Raw genomic sequence first — 17,955 nt, 5'->3', positions numbered from 1 at the left:
AAAAACTAGGGATTATTTTTCAAGTAATCAATTGCATCTTGTAGGGTTTTAACTGGCACGATTTTCATATCTGTCTTGATTGTTTTAGCTGCTTCCAGGGCTGTTTGGTAGTTGTTTTTAGCATCAGGATGTGCTTTTTGTTCTTCTTCGCTAACAGGGTTATCAGGGGCAAAGAAAATCGCGGCACCTTCTCTAGCCGAAGCTACAACTTTTTTATCAATACCTCCAATATCCCCCACATTCCCATCGCGGTCAATGGTTCCTGTACCAGCAACGATACGACCATTACGAAGGCCAGGGTCAGCTATTTGGGTATAGATGGCCAGACTAAACATGAGACCAGCACTTGGTCCGCCGATACCAGCTGTTGAAAAGCGAATTGGGACATCACTGATCACTTCCGTACGGTCAATCAATCCGATTCCAATCCCATTTTTGCCATTTTCCAAGGTGATAATCTTACCTTCTGCAGACTTGGTTTGCCCATCCTCTTCATAGGTGACCTTGACGGAGTCCCCTAGTTTTTGAGAATTGACATAATCAATCAAATCTTTGGAACTATCAAAGGTCTGATCATTGACTGCTGTGACGGTATCAGAGATGTTGAGAATCCCTTTAAAGGTCGAGTTATCCGTCACAGTCAAAACATAAACCCCAAGATATTTTAGTTCAATATCCTTACCAGCTGTTTTTAGTCCTTGATACTTGGCCATATTTTGCGATGTTTGCATGTAGAATTGATTAATCCGCATAAATTCAACATCAGAAGAGCCACCTGTAGTCTCTTGGGCACTACGAATATCTGTAAAAGGCGTCAACCACGCATAAATCATATGGGCTAAAGTAGCGTGCTGGACACCAACCGTAACGAATTGATAGGCACCAGCTTCCTTATCTTCTGTGTCATTGACTTTAAGGACTTGGCGAATATCTTCCGAACCACCTGGAACTTCTATATAATAGGGCAAGGGCACTACAAATGCCAAGAAAGTCACAATTAAGGCCGCAATGACATATAAGGGCCATCTAATCTTTTTTTTCATTTCTTATTTCCTCCAAAATACTCTCGGGAACATAGCAAGCAATATCCTGACCAAACTTCAAAAGCTCTCTAACACCGGATGAACTGAGATAGAGATGTTCAGGTCGACTATGTAAATAAATGGTCTCTATATTAGGAGACAGCTGATGGTTGTAGTAATCAAAACTGGCTTCATATTGCAAATCCGCTGCATTCCTCAACCCCCGCACTAGACAAGTAGCCCCCAGTCTTTTTGCGACATCAACCACCAATTCATCATGAGAAGACACGACTTCAACATTTTCCAAATGTTTCACAGCCTTTTCTAACCCCCGTTTACGATTTTCGATAGGGAGAAATCCTTGTTTGTGGGGATTAAAAAAAATACCTACATAGAGCTTATCAAAAAGTTTGCTAGCCCGTTCAATGATATCCAGATGCCCATTTGTCATCGGATCAAATGAGCCTGTGAATAAGCCAATCTTATCTGACATAGACTGTCACCTTACTAATTCCATAAATCTTTTCCTTCCAGATGCCCAGGCAGGCAATTTCTTCTGGAAGTTCAACGGCCTTATCCGTCTCACACACGACCATGACATCTTCAGAAAAAAGCTCTTTCTCAGCCATTTTTTCAATATCTGCTACGATTTGTTCCTTGGCATAAGGAGGGTCTAAGAAAATGAGGTCAAATTCCCCAGATACCTGTTCCAATGCCCTTTCTGCATCCATCTTGAGGAGTTGAAATTTTCCAACTTCCTTGGTCATCTGAATATTTTCAGCCACGATGGCCTGAGCCTTACGGTCTCGCTCCACCAAAACAGCACTGGACATGCCACGCGATACTGCCTCGATAGATAAACCACCACTACCTGCATAAAGGTCCAAGACGCATCCCCCTTCAAAGTAGGGACCAATCATGTTAAAAATGGCTCCCCTGACCTTATCCGAAGTAGGTCTTGTCGTCTTTCCTTCTAGTGTCTTGAGGGGACGCCCCCCATAGATTCCTGATACGATTTTCATACCGTTTATTATACCAAATTATGGGCAAAAAGAGAAAGAAAACCGAACCTTGCGGTTCGATTCTCTACAAAATATTTTCGTAAGTATCGCGGACTTCTTGAGGCCAAACACTTGTTTGCACTTCTCCGATGTGTTTCTTGCGAAGTAGGAACATGGCCATCCGAGATTGTCCAATTCCTCCACCGATTGTCAATGGGAATAGGCCATTCAACAAAGCCTTGTGCCATTCCAATTCTAAACGGTCTTCATCACCTGTAATGGCAACCTGACGGCGAAGCGTTTCTTCATCAACACGAATCCCCATAGAGGACAATTCAAAGGCTCCACCTAAAGACTCATTCCAGACAAGAATATCTCCATTCAGACCCTTGTAACCATTTTCAGACTCACTTGTCCAGTCATCGTAGTCTGGTGCACGTCCATCGTGCGGTTTACCGTCTGGTAATTCACCACCGATACCGATCAAGAAGACTGCTCCAAATTCTTTACAAATAGCATTTTCACGCTCTTTTGGTGTCAAGTCTGGGTAGCGTTCTACCAACTCTTCTGTGTGGATAAAAGTGATTTGTTTTGGCAAGATTGATTCGATGTCATAGCGAGCTTCAACAGCTAGCTCAGTAAGACGAATAGCCTTGTAAATCTTCTCAACTGTTTCTTTTAGATAAGCGATATTCCGTTGACCATTTGGGATAACCTTCTCCCAGTCCCACTGGTCAACATAAACAGAGTGGGTCGCATCCAGCGAATCTTCGTCTGGACGAAGGGCCTTCATGTGGACAAAAAGACCCTCTCCCTCACCGAAACCAAAACGGGCCAAAGTATGGCGTTTCCATTTAGCAAGTGAGTGCACAACTTCATAAGTAGCATCAGGGATTTGGAGAACCTTGACTGATACTGCATTCTCCACACCTGATAAATTATCCTGCATCCCGTCACCGACCCTGCTCAAGATAGGACCTTGAACTTCGACAACTTCTAACTTATCTTTCAAATACTGGGTAAAAGTGTTTTTGACAAAGGAAATCTCTTCTTGTTGATGAATAAAACTTTTCTTCATAAACTACTCCTCAAAAAATTAATTAAAAGCATTATACACCTATTTCCAAGAAAAGAAAAGAGCAAATATAAAAAAATCAGTGCTCCTTCGAACACTGATGTCAGGGACCTTCTAGTCATTGCGACCGAAGATACGTAGAATACTTAGGAAGAGATTGATAAAATCAAGATAGATACTAAGAGCCATTGACACAACCCAACCTGTCGCTACACGACCTTGTAATTGCTCATAAGCGAGACGAATTCTTTGGTTGTCCCAAGCAATCAGCCCAGAGAAGACCAAGACCATGGCTACGCTGATCATATAATCAAAGAAACCACTAGCCAAGAAAATATTGACTACCATAGCAATCAGTAAACCGATGAGAGCTGCCATCATCGCTCGACCAAGCCCGCTCAAATCTTTCTTGGTGAACATGCCAACTGCCGCCATGACAAAGAAGAGAAGGGCGCTCGACACAAAGGCGGATAAAACTGTGCCCGGAGTATAGAAGGCCACCACAAAACTAAGGGTAAAGCCGTTTAATACTGAGTAAAGTAAAAATACTGGAAGAGCCGCTGGACTATTCTTTAAGGCCATGCTACTGGCAACGAAAACCAAGGCCAACTCCGCAAAAGTAGCAATGGTCAACCAGAGGCGTCCCTGCATCAAAAAGTAAACCAACTGAGATTGAAAGACCGTCAACATAAGACCTGATACTAAAGCGGATAATCCGATCCCCAGACCAACAAAGGCATAAACCTTAGCGTAAAATTGATTGAGACCTGCGCGGTCATGAATAATAGTGTGATTCATCTTTTCTCCTTTTCTATGAACATCTTTCCTTGATTATAACAAAGAAAGTTAAAATTAGCTTAAATGGAAAATCAAGATACCGGCTGCAACGGCAACATTCAAACTCTCCGCCTGCCCCTTCATACTAATGTGGACCAACTGGTCTGCACTTTCAGCCATGAGGGGACTAATTCCTTGCCCCTCATTCCCCATAACTAGTACAAAATTTTCTATAGGAACCAGTTCTCTGTAATCAACAGAATCTTTAGATAGGGTTGTTGCCAGCACTGGAATACCTGCCTTTTTAGCTTTCTCGAGAAGCGCTTGGCTCAACATCCGGTAAATAGGCAGGTGGAAGTGACTGCCTTGCATGGAACGTAGAGTCTTGAGACTGTAGATATCTGCCGATTTATCTGAAACAATCACTCCAGTAAAACCTGCTGCATCCGCAGTCCGAATGATAGTTCCCACATTACCAGGATCTTGCACATCTTCCAAAAACAAGAACTTGCCCTGACTAAAGTCAGCTTGTCCTACTTCTTCTTTTTGAATCACCGCAACAATGCCCTGTGGAGTCTGAGAATCCGCCAAATCTAGCAAAATATCCTCTGATACCCAGACAGTTTGCGGAAAAGCAGCTAACTGATCTCGGTAATTTTCTATGGCAAAGATTTTCTCAATCGTCACTCCAGCTTGGACAGCTTCTTCAAACAAGTGCCAGCCTTCAATCAAATAGGCAGACTTGCGATATTTTTTTTGGTGTAATTTCTTGGCATTTTTTACCACAGAATTGGCTTTTGAGGTTATAATAGTCATAGAAATATTATAACACAATCAAAGGGGTTTGGTATGCAAAAGGTTAGAATGATTGCCCAAGGTAGGGTGCAAGGAGTCGGCTTTCGTTGGGGTGTTTACAGCTTGGCACTTGAAATTGGTGGCATCACAGGTCGAGTATGGAATAACGACGATGGCACAGTGGAAATTTTAGCCCAAGCAGACTCATCTGCTATCATGGCAAAATTTATCCAAGAAATCCGCAAAGGACCAACACCTTTTTCAAAAGTCAGCTACTTAGATGTCAAACTAAGCAACTTTCCTCCCTACCCTGACTTTAAAATCGCAAATTAGGTCTCCAGAACTATTGTATATTTTGTAAAAAAACAGTAGAATAGAAAGGTATAATTTTTAAAGAAGGAATAAAAACAGTGAAATCTATTAAACGTTTTGCACTCTCAGCTATGGGAGTGGCTATGTTGCTAGTCTTAACTGGCTGTGTCAATGTCGATAAAGCCACAGGCCAGCCAACAGGATTTATTTGGAATACTATCGGAGCCCCTATGGCTGAAGCCATTAAGTACTTCGCCAATGACAAGGGACTTGGTTTTGGGGTTGGTATCATCATCGTAACCATTATCGTGCGCTTGATTATCTTGCCACTTGGTATCTACCAATCATGGAAGGCAACGCTTCACTCTGAAAAGATGAACGCCCTCAAGCACGTCCTTGAGCCACACCAAACGCGCCTCAAAGAAGCAACTACTCAAGAAGAAAAACTCGAAGCCCAACAAGCTCTCTTTGCTGCTCAAAAAGAGCACGGCATCAGCATGTTTGGTGGTGTAGGATGTTTCCCTATCCTCCTTCAAATGCCTTTCTTCTCTGCTATCTACTTCGCTGCCCAACATACTGAAGGAGTTGCTCAAGCAAGCTACCTAGGAATTCCTCTAGGTTCTCCAAGTATGATTTTGGTTGCCTGCGCTGGTGTTCTTTACTATCTTCAATCGCTCCTTTCACTTCACGGAGTAGAAGATGAAATGCAAAGAGAACAAATCAAGAAAATGATTTACATGAGCCCACTCATGATTGTCGTCTTCTCCCTATTCTCACCAGCTAGTGTCACACTTTACTGGGTTGTCGGTGGTTTCATGATGATTCTCCAACAGTTTATCGTCAACTATATCGTTCGTCCAAAACTTCGCAAAAAAGTCCGTGAAGAACTGGCTAAGAACCCACCAAAAGCAAGTGCTTTCTCAACAGCAAACGGACGAAAAGACGTTACCCCTGAACAACCAACTGCTATCACAAGCAAGAAAAAACACAAAAATCGCAACGCTGGAAAACAACGTTCAAGATAATAAGAAAGAGGCTTAGCTGGATGGCTAAGTCTTTTTGTAATATCAAAAATAGTCAGAATGCCACTTCATTAAAAATCAAAACGTACCCACTGAAGCTTTACAAAGTTAGCCAAAGCCTTGCTTTGAATCCCCATATGAAATCTATGTAGTCAGTAAGAATCTTAGAAAGATATGACACTGACAGCGTTTAAAAAATTGTCCCATAAATGAACAGTCTACGCATGACTATGATTTAATACACTTCACAGTTATTAAAACTTCTGCTCCCTCGTCTCTATTTCTAAGCTCAACTCGGCCTTTGTGTAGTTTTGCAACTCTACATACAAAACTAAGTCCAATACCATAATGTTGCTCTTTAACCGATCTAGCTTTATCCATACGATAAAAGAGCTTCCCAAAATTAGTTAAAACTTCCTCTGGAAATTCAGATCCATTATTCCATATACCTATTTTCAATTCTTTCGCCTCTTGCTCTACCCTAATTTTAATTTTAGGATTCTGTTTATCGGCGTATTCCAAAGCATTTGTTAAAATATTTTGTATGGCACGAATCAGAAGAGATGGATTTATATAATATCTTTCAGTTCCGTTCACATTCTGTTCAAAAGAAAACTTCATCTGATTTTTTATCAAAAAAGAGACTTCTTTCTCTAATTCATTGATAAAATCTGAAGAGGAATACTCCGTCCAACCTGTCTCATCATCATAATAGGTTTTAGAATAGTGAATCAATTGATTGAAATAATCTAGTAACTGTTGACTAGCTCTTTCTATATCTGCTAAGCATTCTTGAGATTGGTCGTTTTCAGTTATCGCCTGCAAAAATTCCACATTTCCCCTAATAATGGTTAAAGGAGTTTTTAAATCATGAGAAGCTGCTGAAACCTGAAACATCAAATCTTCTTTCTGCTGTTTCTCATCAACTATTAATTGTCGAATTCTATCTTGCATCACAATAATCCGATTTCCTGTCTCACGAAATTCTTTAACCGTTAAACTTTCTGTACATTCCTTCTCCAACCACATACTATTTTCATAAATCAAAGTCATTTCATAACTCAGTTTTTTCAACAATTTTCCAATGTGATAACTTATTAGAACAATCAATAAAACACAAATATATATCCATGATGACACATTGAAAAAAATTGATAGAACACCACTATTTTTTAGAGTTTTCCCGTCTTCATTTATTTGTATAGATACTGAAGCTAAGGGAATAAGATAGGCCATTAGTAAGCCAAGACTAAACTGCCAAATAATTCTCCAACAGGTTTCTCGAATTAATTGTCTAAAACTTTTGATTCTACCCATTGATATCCTCCACCGTATAAGGTTTTAATTGGATTTAATTGATAAGGTTTCAGCTTTTGACGAATTTGATAAATGTACTCTGAAACCGAACGTAAAAGCGCTTCTGAACTTTGTGGATATAGATAATTATAAATTTCCTCAATAGAATATATTTTACTTGGGTTGCTTGCCAAAAGATTCACTATGTCAAATTCCCTCCTTGTCAGAGCAATCTTATCATCGTTTACAAATAGTTCCTTACTATCCGTATATAGTATAAGCTTCCCAATCTTTATTTGATGAACATTTCCTTTAGTCCGTTCTTCACGACGCAAGTGCATTTTAACACGTGCTAAAAGTTCTTGCATACTAAAGGGCTTCATAATATAATCATCAGCACCTGCATTGATTCCAGCTACTAAGTCTTCATCCATATCCTTGGCAGTTATAAAACAGATAGGAACAGTTATCTGCTCGCGAATCATCTGACAGATTTCTAAACCACTAACAGGCATCATAATATCTAATAGAATCAAGTCAAAGCCTGTAAAATCACAAAGATCAATCTCTTCTATCTTATTTCGTATGACTACTTCATATTTTTCATATTCTAGTACTTTTTTTATTAGGCGAAGAATAGCAAGATCATCATCTACCACCAAAATTTTATAAGCCATAACTCACCCTCCTAACTATATTATAGCACTAACCGAGAAAAAGACAGGACATCCCCTGCCTTTAGCGTACATTTTTTCCTATGAGTATCAGTGTAGCAAATAGAAAAACAATTAATATCCAAACTATTTGTATCCCTAAGCCTTGCCACACTGGATAATAAAGAGACAATGGATAGGTATAAAAACAATTCATACTAGCTAGCAATGGTAAATTTCTAAAAAAAGAACTGAATTGTAGTAACATTTGTCCCAACCCCAATAAAAGGGATAAACTGATTCCCAAAATTAAGATAAAGGACTGGGAAATAAATACAAAAATACCACTTAAAAGAGCGAAGGTTAGAATAGAAATACAAGCTGGAAATAGAATTGTTAGAACATGTTTAATATTACTCAAAAGATTGATATTGTAGTATCCTTGCGCGATTAGTATGCATAATGATATTACAGCAACCAATAATACAATTTCCATACATAATACAATAGCTAGTTTACAGATTATAAATTTCAAACGATTTGGACATGTAAGAAAACTGGTACGAAGGCTAGAACCTGTAAATTCTTGACCTATAAATAGAACCGCTAGACTAACGAAACCTGCCTGTCCTAAATAGAGACTTTGCAGTAGCTGTTCCAAAACAAACTGTAGAGTCAACTGGTCTGGCTTACTATTTAAAAAAACAACCATCGCCGGAACACACAGTAATAGAGCACCTATAATCAACCAGTGCCAAGGATTTATAATAAACTTGAGATACTCACTTTTAAGTTGCTCTTTCAACTTATTCACCTCCTCCGATATCTGACTTAAGTAAGCGGTAAATTGCTAAAGCCAAAAATGAAAAGTTCCAACAAAGTAAAAGTAAAATATTTTGTAAACTATTATGTTCTAAAATTTGAGGAGATGTAGCAATCAATCCTTGCCCCAATGTAACTGGAAGAAATTTTGCAACCAATATATAGTTTGCTAAGAATGTTCCTAAATTGTAGACTTGAGGAAGCAAAAATAATAGAGGAACAATGGCTGTTTTAAATGTCAAAGCCATAATATAGGCCAGCAGTCCCAACAAAGTCCAAGCTATACTGGCTAAAAATATATAGAACCAAACTGTCCCATTTAGTGAAAAAAGTAATAAGCCATCTTGTCCTAAAACATAATGTGTCATGTTAATCGTAAGGAATATTGATAGAAAGGAAATGAAAAAAGAAAATACAAGCCAAACTAATGTTTTTGAAACTAGGAAAGTACTTCGATTTTTAATAGAGAGGATGCTTGTACGAATAGCAGAGCATTTATACTCCTCGGCTCCGTAAATTGAGCCTAGGATAATCATAATAAAAACACCAAATAAAGTGACATCAAAACCTAAAAATTCAATAGGAGGTATAGCTTCTGCTAATTCTGGATTTGTCTCTGGTGTAGCATGGATACCAACTGAAACAATTTGAGAAGCACCAATATTTGCTAAAAACGTTTGAAATACCAGTATCAAGAATAATACAACATGAGTAGCTCTCCTATAAAGCAATTTCAATATTTCAGAATGAAGAGAGTAAATAAGTGCCATGTCACTTTCCTCCCTCTGTTAAACTAAAGAAGACTTCTTCTAGTGAAGAAAGATTTTTCATCACTTCTTGTAAAGTCCCTTTTATAAGAACTTTTCCTTTATTTATGATAACTACATCATCTGTTACTGCTTCCACTTCCGATAATATATGAGATGATAGCAAGACTGTCTTCCCTTCTTGAGCTTGTTTTTTTATAAACTCTCTAAACCACCGAATTCCTCTTGGATCCAACCCATTAGTCGGTTCATCCAATATCAGATATTGAGGATTTCCTAATAGAGCTGTTGCAATTCCCAAGCGTTGTCCTTCTCCTAATGATAATTTCCCAATTTTAGATTTTTTCTTATGGCTAATATCCACTATATCCAAGACTTGATCAATTCGCTGACTGGATATCCCATTACTAGCAGCAACAATTTTCAAATGTTGATAAACAGTCCGATCATCAGGAGCTCCTACACTGTCAAATGAAGCTCCTACAGTCTTTAGAGGAAATTTTAATTCCTTATAAGTTTGATCTCCAATTTTGGTAAGACCAGATGTTGCTTTGTCTAATCCTAATAAAATACGTAATGTTGAACTTTTACCAGCTCCATTTGGACCCAGGAAAGCAGTCACTCTACCTGCTTTTGCTTCAAAAGAAATATCTTTTAAAATTTGAGTTTGCCCATACGACTTACATAAATTTTTAATGATAATACTTTGTTCCATGATGTTCTCCTATTCTATTTAATATTTCTAAAAGTAACTATATCTTACACATTCTTTTTCGGATTTTTTTCAGAATTTAGAGAGTAAAAAAGATTTAAAATTTTGTTTCATTTAATTATCTAGATTTGTGTAAACTTAAAAGCCCGATGTTTCCATCAGGCTTCTTTTTTATCCATGTACACGTTTCATATAGTCTTGGTAACTTTCGGTATCCATGAGTTTTTTAGCGTTCTTGACGCGGTCTGCTGTTGGTGGTTTGACCCCTTCGAGTGAATATGGAATTCCCAATTCACGCCATTTGAACTCACCCATAGTGTGATAAGGCAGAATTTCAAACTTATCAACATTTTTGAGGGTCTTGACGAACTTACCAAGTTCAATCAAGTCATCATCTCTATCTGTCAATCCTGGAACTAGCACGTGGCGAATCCAGACAGGTTTTCCAATATCTGATAGATACTGGGCACAAGCCAAGATATTTTTATTGGTTTGGCTAGTGACAATCTTGTGCTGTTCTTCGTTGATTTCCTTGATATCCAAGAGGACCAAGTCAGTGACAGCCATGAGTTTGTCAAACTTTTCAAGGTAACGTGGTTTATTACGGAAAGGAAGGGCACAGGTATCCAAGGTACAGTGGATTCCTTGTTCCTTAGCCTTGGTAAAGAGGGCAATCAAGAAATCAATCTGCAAGAGAGCTTCTCCTCCACTGACTGTAATCCCACCCTTATTCCCCCAGAAACCGCGGTAACGCAAGGCTTCAGTCAAGACATCATCTACCGTCCGTTCACGTGACTTATTGGACTCCATAGCCCAAGTGTCAGGGTTGTGGCAATACTGGCAACGCATGTGACAGCCCTGCAAAAAGACAATAAAGCGAATACCAGGCCCATCTACTGACCCAAAGCTTTCTGTCGAATGCACCATTCCTGTCACTTGTCCATAATCAATTGTTTCTTCAGACATATCGTTACCTTCCTTGAAAACGTTTTATAGTTTTATTATATCATGACTTGAAGGAAAAACAAGATTTTTGCCTATTTTTTAGAAAGCAATCTGTTTTTCAATTTCATTTTCAATTAATTATCATTTTATTCTTCAAAATCAAAGCCATACAAGGTTGCAAAGTAGTCCTCAGGGCGCTCTGCACGGCGGATTTGACGGGCTTTGCCTTCTTCAGTATAAAGGATTTCCGCAGAACGAAGTTTGGCATTGTACTGGTAGCCCATTGAAAAACCGTGGGCACCTGTATCATGAATTACCAGCAAATCACCGATTTCTGTATGAGGCAGTTCGCGATTCACTGCAAATTTATCATTGTTTTCACAGAGCGAACCAACCACATCTACCACTTCAGCTGGTCCATCTGGATGGGGCACGTTAGTAATATGATGGTAGGCTCCATACATAGCTGGACGCATGAGGTTGACTGCTGATGCATCCACACCCAGATAAGTACGGTAAGTTTTCTTCTTATGAGTGACTCTTGTGACCAAAGCACCATGAGGTGCCAACATAAAACGACCCAGTTCGGTGAAAATCTTAACCTGACCAAGACCTGCTGGCGTAAGGACCTCTTCATACACCTTACGAACTCCCTCACCAATCAAAGCAATATCATTTGGCTCCTGCTCAGGACGATAGTTAACACCAATACCGCCAGAAAGATTGATAAAGTCTAGCGAAATACCCAACTTTTCCTTGATTTCAACAGCCAATTCAAAAAGCTGACGCGCCAACTCTGGATAATAGAGATGGGTCACGGTATTGGACGCTAGGAAGGAGTGAATCCCAAAAGTCTTGGCTCCTTTTTCCTTCAAGATGGCAAAAGCTTCAAAGAGCTGGTCCTTGGTCATGCCAAACTTGGCTTCTCCAGGATTGTCCATAATGTCTGTTCCTAGCTCAAAAACGCCTCCAGGATTGTAACGACAAGAGATGATTTCTGGAATCCCTGCTGCACGCTCTAGATGTTCAATATCTTCAAATGCATCCAAGTTAATGGTTGCACCCAATTCACGCGCATAGGCATATTCCTTATCTGGCGTGTTGTTTGAAGAGAACATGATCTCAGAACCTGGAAAATCCAGTTTATGGCTCATCAAAAGCTCCACATAACTAGAGCAGTCCACACCACAGCCTTCCTCTTGGAGAATTTTCAAAATAGCTGGTGTTGGAGTAGCCTTAACTGCAAAATATTCCTTAAAGCCCTTGTTCCACGAAAAGGCTTGATTGACGGCTCTTGCCTTCTCACGAATTCCCTTCTCATCATACAAGTGAAAGGGAGTCGGGAACTCGGCAACAATCTTTTCTAAATCTTCTTTATTGATAAATGGTGTTTTCATAAGCTTCCTTCTATTCTATTTGCAAAGAAAGGCTGGGACTATCGTTCCAACCTTTAGTTCTATCTCTTATTTATCTTCGTCAAAGATATTGCCAACCTCAACATCGATGGCTTGGTTCTTGACATCAATATTGGTTACCTTCAAGAGTGACTTGTAATCAAACTGCTTTTCACGTTCTTCTTGGGCATTGTCCGCAAAGACCGCTACACCAGCCAATTCTGAATCAAACTCACGCAAGAGGCTGATCATCCCGTTGACCGTTCCGCCACCTTTCAAGAAGTCATCCACAATCAAGACACGGCTACCTGCCTTGAGACTGCGTTTTGAAAGAAACATTTTCTCAATGCGGTCTCCACTTGAACCGGATACATAGTTGACGCTGACAGTTGAACCTTCGGTAATTTTCAGGTCACGGCGCACAATAACAAAGGGAACATTGAGGATATTGGCAACTGCATTTGCAAGAGGAACACCCTTAGTCGCTACAGTCATAACTGCATCAATTTTTTGGTCCATAAAGCTCTTGGCAATAATGCGTCCAATATTTTTCAAGATAGCTGGTGTGCTAAGTAAATCGGACAGGTAGATATAACCACCTGGCAAGATACGATCACTTTCTGACAACTTGGCACGCAAGTCTTCAACCATTTCCTTAGCATCCTGACTCGAAATAGACGGTGTAAAGATAACACCTCCGCCAGCCCCAGTTACAGTCTGGATGTGACCAATTTCGATTTCCTCAAAGGCTCGTTTGATAATCACGATATCCTCTGAGATGGATGATTTAGCAGATTCATACTTTTCAGCAAAAGTATTGAGACTAGTTAATTTATAAGGATTATTAATCAAATAGTTGGAAATGACAACCATCCGATCACTTCTTCTTAATTTCATTTCTATTTCCCACTTCATTTAATTTTGATATTTTATCTATTATACCATATTCACATAAAAAAACGAACATTCTTATCCTAAAAAATGCTCATTTTTCTTAAATTGTTAATCTAAATCTGGTTTATAGAAAGAACGATTGTCCATAGCGAAGATTTTATTGGTCATCTCTCCTCTATCCACCAAAGCAAGAGCAGTTGACATCATCATCATGCTTGCATCCAGATTGTCAATCATATGGATAATCTCTGCTTCCATAATGCGTGGACGGACTGGACTTCCATACTCAAGTAAGCCATGGTGACTGAGGATGACGTGACGAAGCAGAACGACTTCTTCCTTGGTATCATCGATACCGAGTTCCATAACTGTCTTGGTAATTTCGCTATCAATTAGAGCAATATGCCCAAGGAGATTGCCTCTAACTGTGTATTCGGTCTGATCTGGTCCCGTCAACTCAATGACTTTAGCCAAGTCATGCAGCATAATTCCCGCATAGAGCAGACTCTTATTAAGTTGAGGATAGATTTCGCTAATGGCATCTGCCAAGCGCACCATGGTCGCCGTATGATAAGCCAAGCCTGTTTCAAAGGCATGGTGGTTGGTCTTGGCTGCTGGATAAGAGTAAAATTCCTTATCATACTTGGTGTAAAGATTTCGGACAATTCGTTGCCAGACAGGATTTTCAATTTTGAAAATCATTTGCGACATATAGTCACGGATTTGCTTGGCATCAACTGGCGACTTGACCTTGAAATCAGCTGGATCATTGGGTTCACCAGGCTGAGGCAGGCGAAGGGTAATTTGATTGACCTGTGGAGTGTTGTTATAAACTTCTCGGCGTCCTTTCATGTGGACAACCTTACCTGCGGTAAAGACCTCAACGTTATGAGGTTGGGCATCCCAGAGTTTCCCTTCAATCTCGCCACTATCATCTTGGAAGGTAAAGGCTAGGTAGTTTTTCCCAGCTCGAGTTTGCCTCAGGTCAGCTGACTTGATTAGGTAAAAGCCTTCAAACAGCTCATCTTTTTTCATGTGACTAATCTTCATATTCTTCCTCATTTTCTTGGAAATGGAGTAAATCAAGCGCAGGCTCACCTTCTGACAACTCAATGTGACGGAGCGTCCGCTCGATAGCTGTGGTACGACGGTTTAATAATTCATCAATATTGCCAGAGGCATGTTGGAGATGCTTTTGTGCCTTGACCAGAATACCACCAAACTTGCCAAACTCGGTCTTGACGCTGGCAAGAGTCTTACTGATATGGTCGGCACTCTTTTGGATATTGAGAGTCTTGAAGCCAACTGATAGAGAGTTAAGCAGGGCTGATAGGGTACTTGGACCTGCGACAATAATCTGCTCTTCCCGTCTCAAATCATCAAAGAAGACCGGATTGCGGACGATTTCTGAGTAGAGCCCTTCTGTCGGAACAAACAAAACTCCAAAATTGGTCGTCCGAGGCGGTGCTATGTACTTGCTCTTGATATCCTTGGCAAAGCGCTTGATGCTTGCTAAAAGCGATTTACGACAGCGTTCAATCTCGTCCCTATCACCTGCTTCATAGGCTTCTTCTAAGCGGTAATAATCTGCCAGTGGAAACTTGGAGTCAATCGGTAAGTAGACATATTCCTGGTCACCCTGTCCAGGCAACTTGATGGCATACTCCACTCGTTCACTAGAGTTTTCAACCGTTGCGTATTCTCGTTCATACTGGGCAGGGGTCATGATGTCCTCAATAATTTGCCCCAATTGCAATTCTCCCAGAATCCCTCGCGTCTTGGTTCCAGAGAGAACCTTGTTAAGAGTTCCGACATCACGGGCAACTGTCTGCATTTCTCCAAGGCCACGATTAACCGACTCCAGTTGCTTGGAAACCGTCTCAAAGGAAGCCTGCAAGCGCGTCTGCAAGGTCTTTTCTAGTTTTTCCTCGACTGTTTGACGCATTTGTTCCAAACGTTGCTCATTTGATTCCTGCAAGGCTTGGAGACGTTGGTCGGTCTTATCCCTAGTTTGCAAGAGATTCTCTGTCATTTCTTGACGAACTTGAGTCAGACCTTGGTGCAATTCCATTCGCACTTCTTGCAAACGGTCGCTGACAGCTACTTCCAAATCTTTTTGATCTAACTGGCTGGCTTGTCTGGCTTGTTCAAAACGGTAATCCAACTGGTCTGACAAGTGATCTGCCTGATCCTCCAAGCTCTTGGATAGATGTTTTTCCTGCTTATCCTGTCTTTGCCAAATCAGAAAGAGGCCAGCTAGGTTGGCAATCAATAATAGAACAAGTAAACTTTCCATTCTACCTCCTGTCCTTGCTATGCAACACGACTACATAGCCATCTGGGCAAATCACCGAAACTTCCCTATCTATATATTCGTTAGAAGCGTATACTTTTTTAAAGAAAAAATTCTCCTCTGTCAACTCATACTTAGCACCGAGAATAGTCAGCTGGCTATCCCGAACCGGCATAAAGGCTAGATAGTCATAGTCCGAGCGGGGTTCTAGCTGACTGATCCCTTCTGGACAATAGGCAATCAAATTTTGTCCATCCTCAATTTCTATCTGGCGCATATAAGGCGCCAACTTGGGATTGCTAGGAAGAAAAACATTGGCCAGCATGTGATCAATACGGCCACCCAAAGCACCGAAAATAGTGACCTGAGCCTGAGGATTTTGCTCAAAGATGGTTAAGAGAGCCAGTTCCAAATCGGTATCATCTTTTTCTGGTCGGGCTTGAACAAAATGCTGGGCACGTTTTTGAATCACCTGTCGCTCTTCTTCCGTCACAGAATCAAAATCTCCAACCGCTAGGGCGAGGGGAAGCTCTTCCTCTAAAACCCAAAGCGAGCCTCGATCCACACCGACAAAGCAATCAAAATCCGTCCTGTAATGACCACGGTCTCCGCCTGCAAAAACGGCAACCCTAGTCCAGTTGTTTTCTGAGAGTTTGTACTCGCTCATTGACATCTCCCTTAAAGACATAGGAACCTGCTACAAAAACGGTCGCACCAGCTTCTTTAGCCTGAGCAATAGTTTGATCATCAATCCCACCATCGACTTCGATTTCAAAGTGCAAGCCTTTTTCCTCACGAAGGGCAACCAACTCACGAACCTTATCCATGGTTTCAGGTAGAAAGGCTTGTCCACCAAAGCCAGGGTTAACCGTCATGACCAAGACTTGATCAACAAGATGAAAGACGTGCTTTATAGCATCAACAGGCGTACCAGGATTGATAACAACCGAAGGTTTGACACCAAGCGAACGAATCTTTTGGAGGGCGCCATGAATATGCGGTGTTGCTTCCACATGAATACTGATGATATCCGCCCCTGCACGCGCAAAGTCTTCTAAATGATGCTCTGGATTAGCTACCATCAAGTGGCAGTCAAAGACCATCTTGCTATGAGGGCGAAGAGCTTCGACCACACCTGCACCAAAACTAATTTGTGGTACAAAGTGACCATCCATGATATCGATATGGGCATACTCTGCCCCAGTTGCTTCTAGGCGTTTGATTTCACGTTCAAAGTTGGCATAATCTGCTGCCAGAATTGACGGAGCAATCTTGTATTGAGACATAGGTTTCTCCTTATTTTGGAATTTTTTTGCTGACTTTTTTATAGGTTTCTCTGCGATTTTCAATTTCGCTAAGGAATTGCAGGTAGTTGTCAAAACGGAAGGTGGCAATGGCACCTTCTTCAACAACCGGCTTAACTGCGCAAGATGGTTCATGAGTATGGGTACAAGTGCGGAATTTACAGTCTCGGCTGACACTAGCAATCTCTGGAAAAGCCTGATTGAGGTCTTCAGCCGTTGACACTTCATAATCCAGTGATGAGAATCCTGGCGTGTCTGCAATTTTACCCCCATTGAGGTTGTAAAAACTAACAGCTCGAGTAGTATGGCGACCACGACCTAGACTGTCTGAGATTTCTCCTGTTTCAAGATTGAGGTCCGGTGCAATTTTATTGAGGAGAGTTGATTTCCCAACACCCGTCTGGCCCATAAAGACCGTAACCTTTCCTGTCAACAAGGGCAGGAGTTCCTCTTTACTGGTCACAAAATCATAGCCAATGTCACCATAGGTCTGCTGGTAAAAACTTAATTCTTCCCTATCTTCCAGCAAGTCCATTTTAGAAATATAAACGATGGGATGGATGCCCTTGTGTTCCAAAAGAACCAAGAACCGATCCAGCAAGTTGCTGTTAAAATCAGGTTCCTTGACGGACATGATCACCACAGCTTGGTCAATATTGACAATAGGCGGACGAACCAGACTGTTTTTCCGTTCGTAAATTTTGAGGATATAACCTTCTGAATTTTCCTCGGCAGAAAAATCTACCCAGTCCCCAACGTAAGGAGTATGGCCTTTTTTACGAAAATTCCCACGCGCACGTGTCTGATAAACCCGACCCTCACTCTCCACATAGTAGAATCCTGCCAGGGCTTTAATAATTTGTCCTTGCAT

Annotated in this window: 21 protein-coding genes; 2 read left to right on the top strand and 19 right to left on the bottom strand. The window is 40.7% G+C overall.

The genetic code is table 11. The features are described 5' to 3' along the window. Nucleotides 1-5: 5 nt before the first annotated feature. The 6 genes from TZ90_RS09005 to TZ90_RS08975 all read right to left on the bottom strand — a co-directional run bounded on the left by TZ90_RS09005 (nt 6) and on the right by TZ90_RS08975 (nt 4,691). Nucleotides 6-1,043 carry a SepM family pheromone-processing serine protease gene (locus TZ90_RS09005; RefSeq protein ID WP_045612766.1) on the bottom strand — a complete coding sequence of 346 codons (1,038 nt, stop codon included), beginning with the start codon at nt 1,041-1,043 and terminating at the stop codon, nt 6-8. After that, entirely contained in the window at nt 1,027-1,515 is a 489-nt protein-coding gene (gene coaD / locus TZ90_RS09000; protein WP_045612765.1) for a pantetheine-phosphate adenylyltransferase, read from the bottom strand. Before coaD ends, TZ90_RS09005 begins: the two co-directional genes overlap by 17 nt. After that, complete coding sequence (gene rsmD, locus TZ90_RS08995) at nt 1,505-2,044, bottom strand: 16S rRNA (guanine(966)-N(2))-methyltransferase RsmD (protein WP_045612764.1); 540 nt, start codon at nt 2,042-2,044, stop codon at nt 1,505-1,507. The genes coaD and rsmD overlap by 11 nt, the downstream gene beginning before the upstream one ends. Before the next feature lie 64 nt (nt 2,045-2,108). After that, nucleotides 2,109-3,101, bottom strand: coding sequence for an aspartate--ammonia ligase (asnA, locus tag TZ90_RS08990; RefSeq protein ID WP_045612763.1), 993 nt, complete (start codon nt 3,099-3,101; stop codon nt 2,109-2,111). 111 nt (nt 3,102-3,212) lie between these two features. After that, a complete protein-coding gene (locus tag TZ90_RS08980) occupies nt 3,213-3,896 on the bottom strand; it encodes a Bax inhibitor-1/YccA family protein (RefSeq protein WP_045612761.1) in 684 nt (227 codons plus the stop codon). Nucleotides 3,897-3,950: 54 nt separating this feature from the next. Then, nucleotides 3,951-4,691 carry a TrmH family RNA methyltransferase gene (locus tag TZ90_RS08975; RefSeq protein ID WP_045612760.1) on the bottom strand — a complete coding sequence of 247 codons (741 nt, stop codon included), beginning with the start codon at nt 4,689-4,691 and terminating at the stop codon, nt 3,951-3,953. 33 nt (nt 4,692-4,724) lie between these two features. On the opposite strand from TZ90_RS08975, the gene TZ90_RS08970 reads away from it, so the two are divergent. Beyond that, nucleotides 4,725-5,003 carry an acylphosphatase gene (locus TZ90_RS08970; protein ID WP_001174612.1) on the top strand — a complete coding sequence of 93 codons (279 nt, stop codon included), beginning with the start codon at nt 4,725-4,727 and terminating at the stop codon, nt 5,001-5,003. 77 nt (nt 5,004-5,080) lie between these two features. After that, nucleotides 5,081-6,007 (top strand): membrane protein insertase YidC, encoded by a 927-nt coding sequence (gene yidC / locus TZ90_RS08965; protein WP_045612759.1) that lies wholly within the window; start codon nt 5,081-5,083, stop codon nt 6,005-6,007. A gap of 225 nt (nt 6,008-6,232) precedes the next feature. On the opposite strand, the gene TZ90_RS08960 is transcribed toward yidC, so the two are convergent. The 13 genes from TZ90_RS08960 to rsgA form a co-directional block, all read right to left on the bottom strand. Beyond that, nucleotides 6,233-7,321: a sensor histidine kinase gene (locus tag TZ90_RS08960; RefSeq protein WP_045612758.1), complete on the bottom strand. Its 1,089-nt coding sequence runs from the start codon at nt 7,319-7,321 to the stop codon at nt 6,233-6,235. After that, on the bottom strand, nt 7,291-7,977 hold the full coding sequence (locus tag TZ90_RS08955) for a response regulator transcription factor (RefSeq protein ID WP_000323582.1): 687 nt from the start codon (nt 7,975-7,977) through the stop codon (nt 7,291-7,293). Before TZ90_RS08955 ends, TZ90_RS08960 begins: the two co-directional genes overlap by 31 nt. A gap of 61 nt (nt 7,978-8,038) precedes the next feature. Continuing rightward, a complete protein-coding gene (locus tag TZ90_RS08950; RefSeq protein WP_045612757.1) occupies nt 8,039-8,758 on the bottom strand; it encodes an ABC transporter permease in 720 nt (239 codons plus the stop codon). Nucleotide 8,759: 1 nt separating this feature from the next. Continuing rightward, on the bottom strand, nt 8,760-9,545 hold the full coding sequence (locus tag TZ90_RS08945) for an ABC transporter permease (RefSeq protein ID WP_045612756.1): 786 nt from the start codon (nt 9,543-9,545) through the stop codon (nt 8,760-8,762). Between the two features lies 1 nt (nt 9,546). Further along, nucleotides 9,547-10,257: an ABC transporter ATP-binding protein gene (locus tag TZ90_RS08940; protein ID WP_045612755.1), complete on the bottom strand. Its 711-nt coding sequence runs from the start codon at nt 10,255-10,257 to the stop codon at nt 9,547-9,549. Nucleotides 10,258-10,425: 168 nt separating this feature from the next. After that, a complete protein-coding gene (pflA, locus tag TZ90_RS08935) occupies nt 10,426-11,220 on the bottom strand; it encodes a pyruvate formate-lyase-activating protein (protein WP_001288288.1) in 795 nt (264 codons plus the stop codon). Between the two features lie 125 nt (nt 11,221-11,345). After that, entirely contained in the window at nt 11,346-12,596 is a 1,251-nt protein-coding gene (locus tag TZ90_RS08930; protein WP_045612754.1) for a diaminopimelate decarboxylase, read from the bottom strand. Nucleotides 12,597-12,662: 66 nt separating this feature from the next. Further along, on the bottom strand, nt 12,663-13,490 hold the full coding sequence (purR, locus tag TZ90_RS08925; protein ID WP_045612753.1) for a pur operon repressor: 828 nt from the start codon (nt 13,488-13,490) through the stop codon (nt 12,663-12,665). A gap of 105 nt (nt 13,491-13,595) precedes the next feature. After that, the gene (locus tag TZ90_RS08920; RefSeq protein WP_045612752.1) at nt 13,596-14,537 is read right to left on the bottom strand and encodes a 3'-5' exoribonuclease YhaM family protein; all 942 of its coding nucleotides are present in this window, start codon (nt 14,535-14,537) and stop codon (nt 13,596-13,598) included. Further along, nucleotides 14,527-15,783, bottom strand: a complete 1,257-nt coding sequence (locus tag TZ90_RS08915) for a DNA recombination protein RmuC (protein WP_045612751.1) — start codon at nt 15,781-15,783, stop codon at nt 14,527-14,529. The genes TZ90_RS08920 and TZ90_RS08915 overlap by 11 nt, the downstream gene beginning before the upstream one ends. Before the next feature lies 1 nt (nt 15,784). Next, complete coding sequence (locus TZ90_RS08910; RefSeq protein WP_045612750.1) at nt 15,785-16,447, bottom strand: thiamine diphosphokinase; 663 nt, start codon at nt 16,445-16,447, stop codon at nt 15,785-15,787. Next, nucleotides 16,410-17,066 carry a ribulose-phosphate 3-epimerase gene (rpe, locus tag TZ90_RS08905; protein ID WP_045612749.1) on the bottom strand — a complete coding sequence of 219 codons (657 nt, stop codon included), beginning with the start codon at nt 17,064-17,066 and terminating at the stop codon, nt 16,410-16,412. Before rpe ends, TZ90_RS08910 begins: the two co-directional genes overlap by 38 nt. Nucleotides 17,067-17,076: 10 nt before the next feature. After that, nucleotides 17,077-17,955, bottom strand: a complete 879-nt coding sequence (rsgA, locus tag TZ90_RS08900) for a ribosome small subunit-dependent GTPase A (protein WP_045612748.1) — start codon at nt 17,953-17,955, stop codon at nt 17,077-17,079.

This window comes from Streptococcus mitis, from assembly GCF_000960005.1.
Classification (GTDB): Bacteria; Bacillota; Bacilli; order Lactobacillales; family Streptococcaceae; genus Streptococcus; species Streptococcus mitis_CK.
This window is presented reverse-complemented; position numbering and strand designations above follow the sequence as displayed.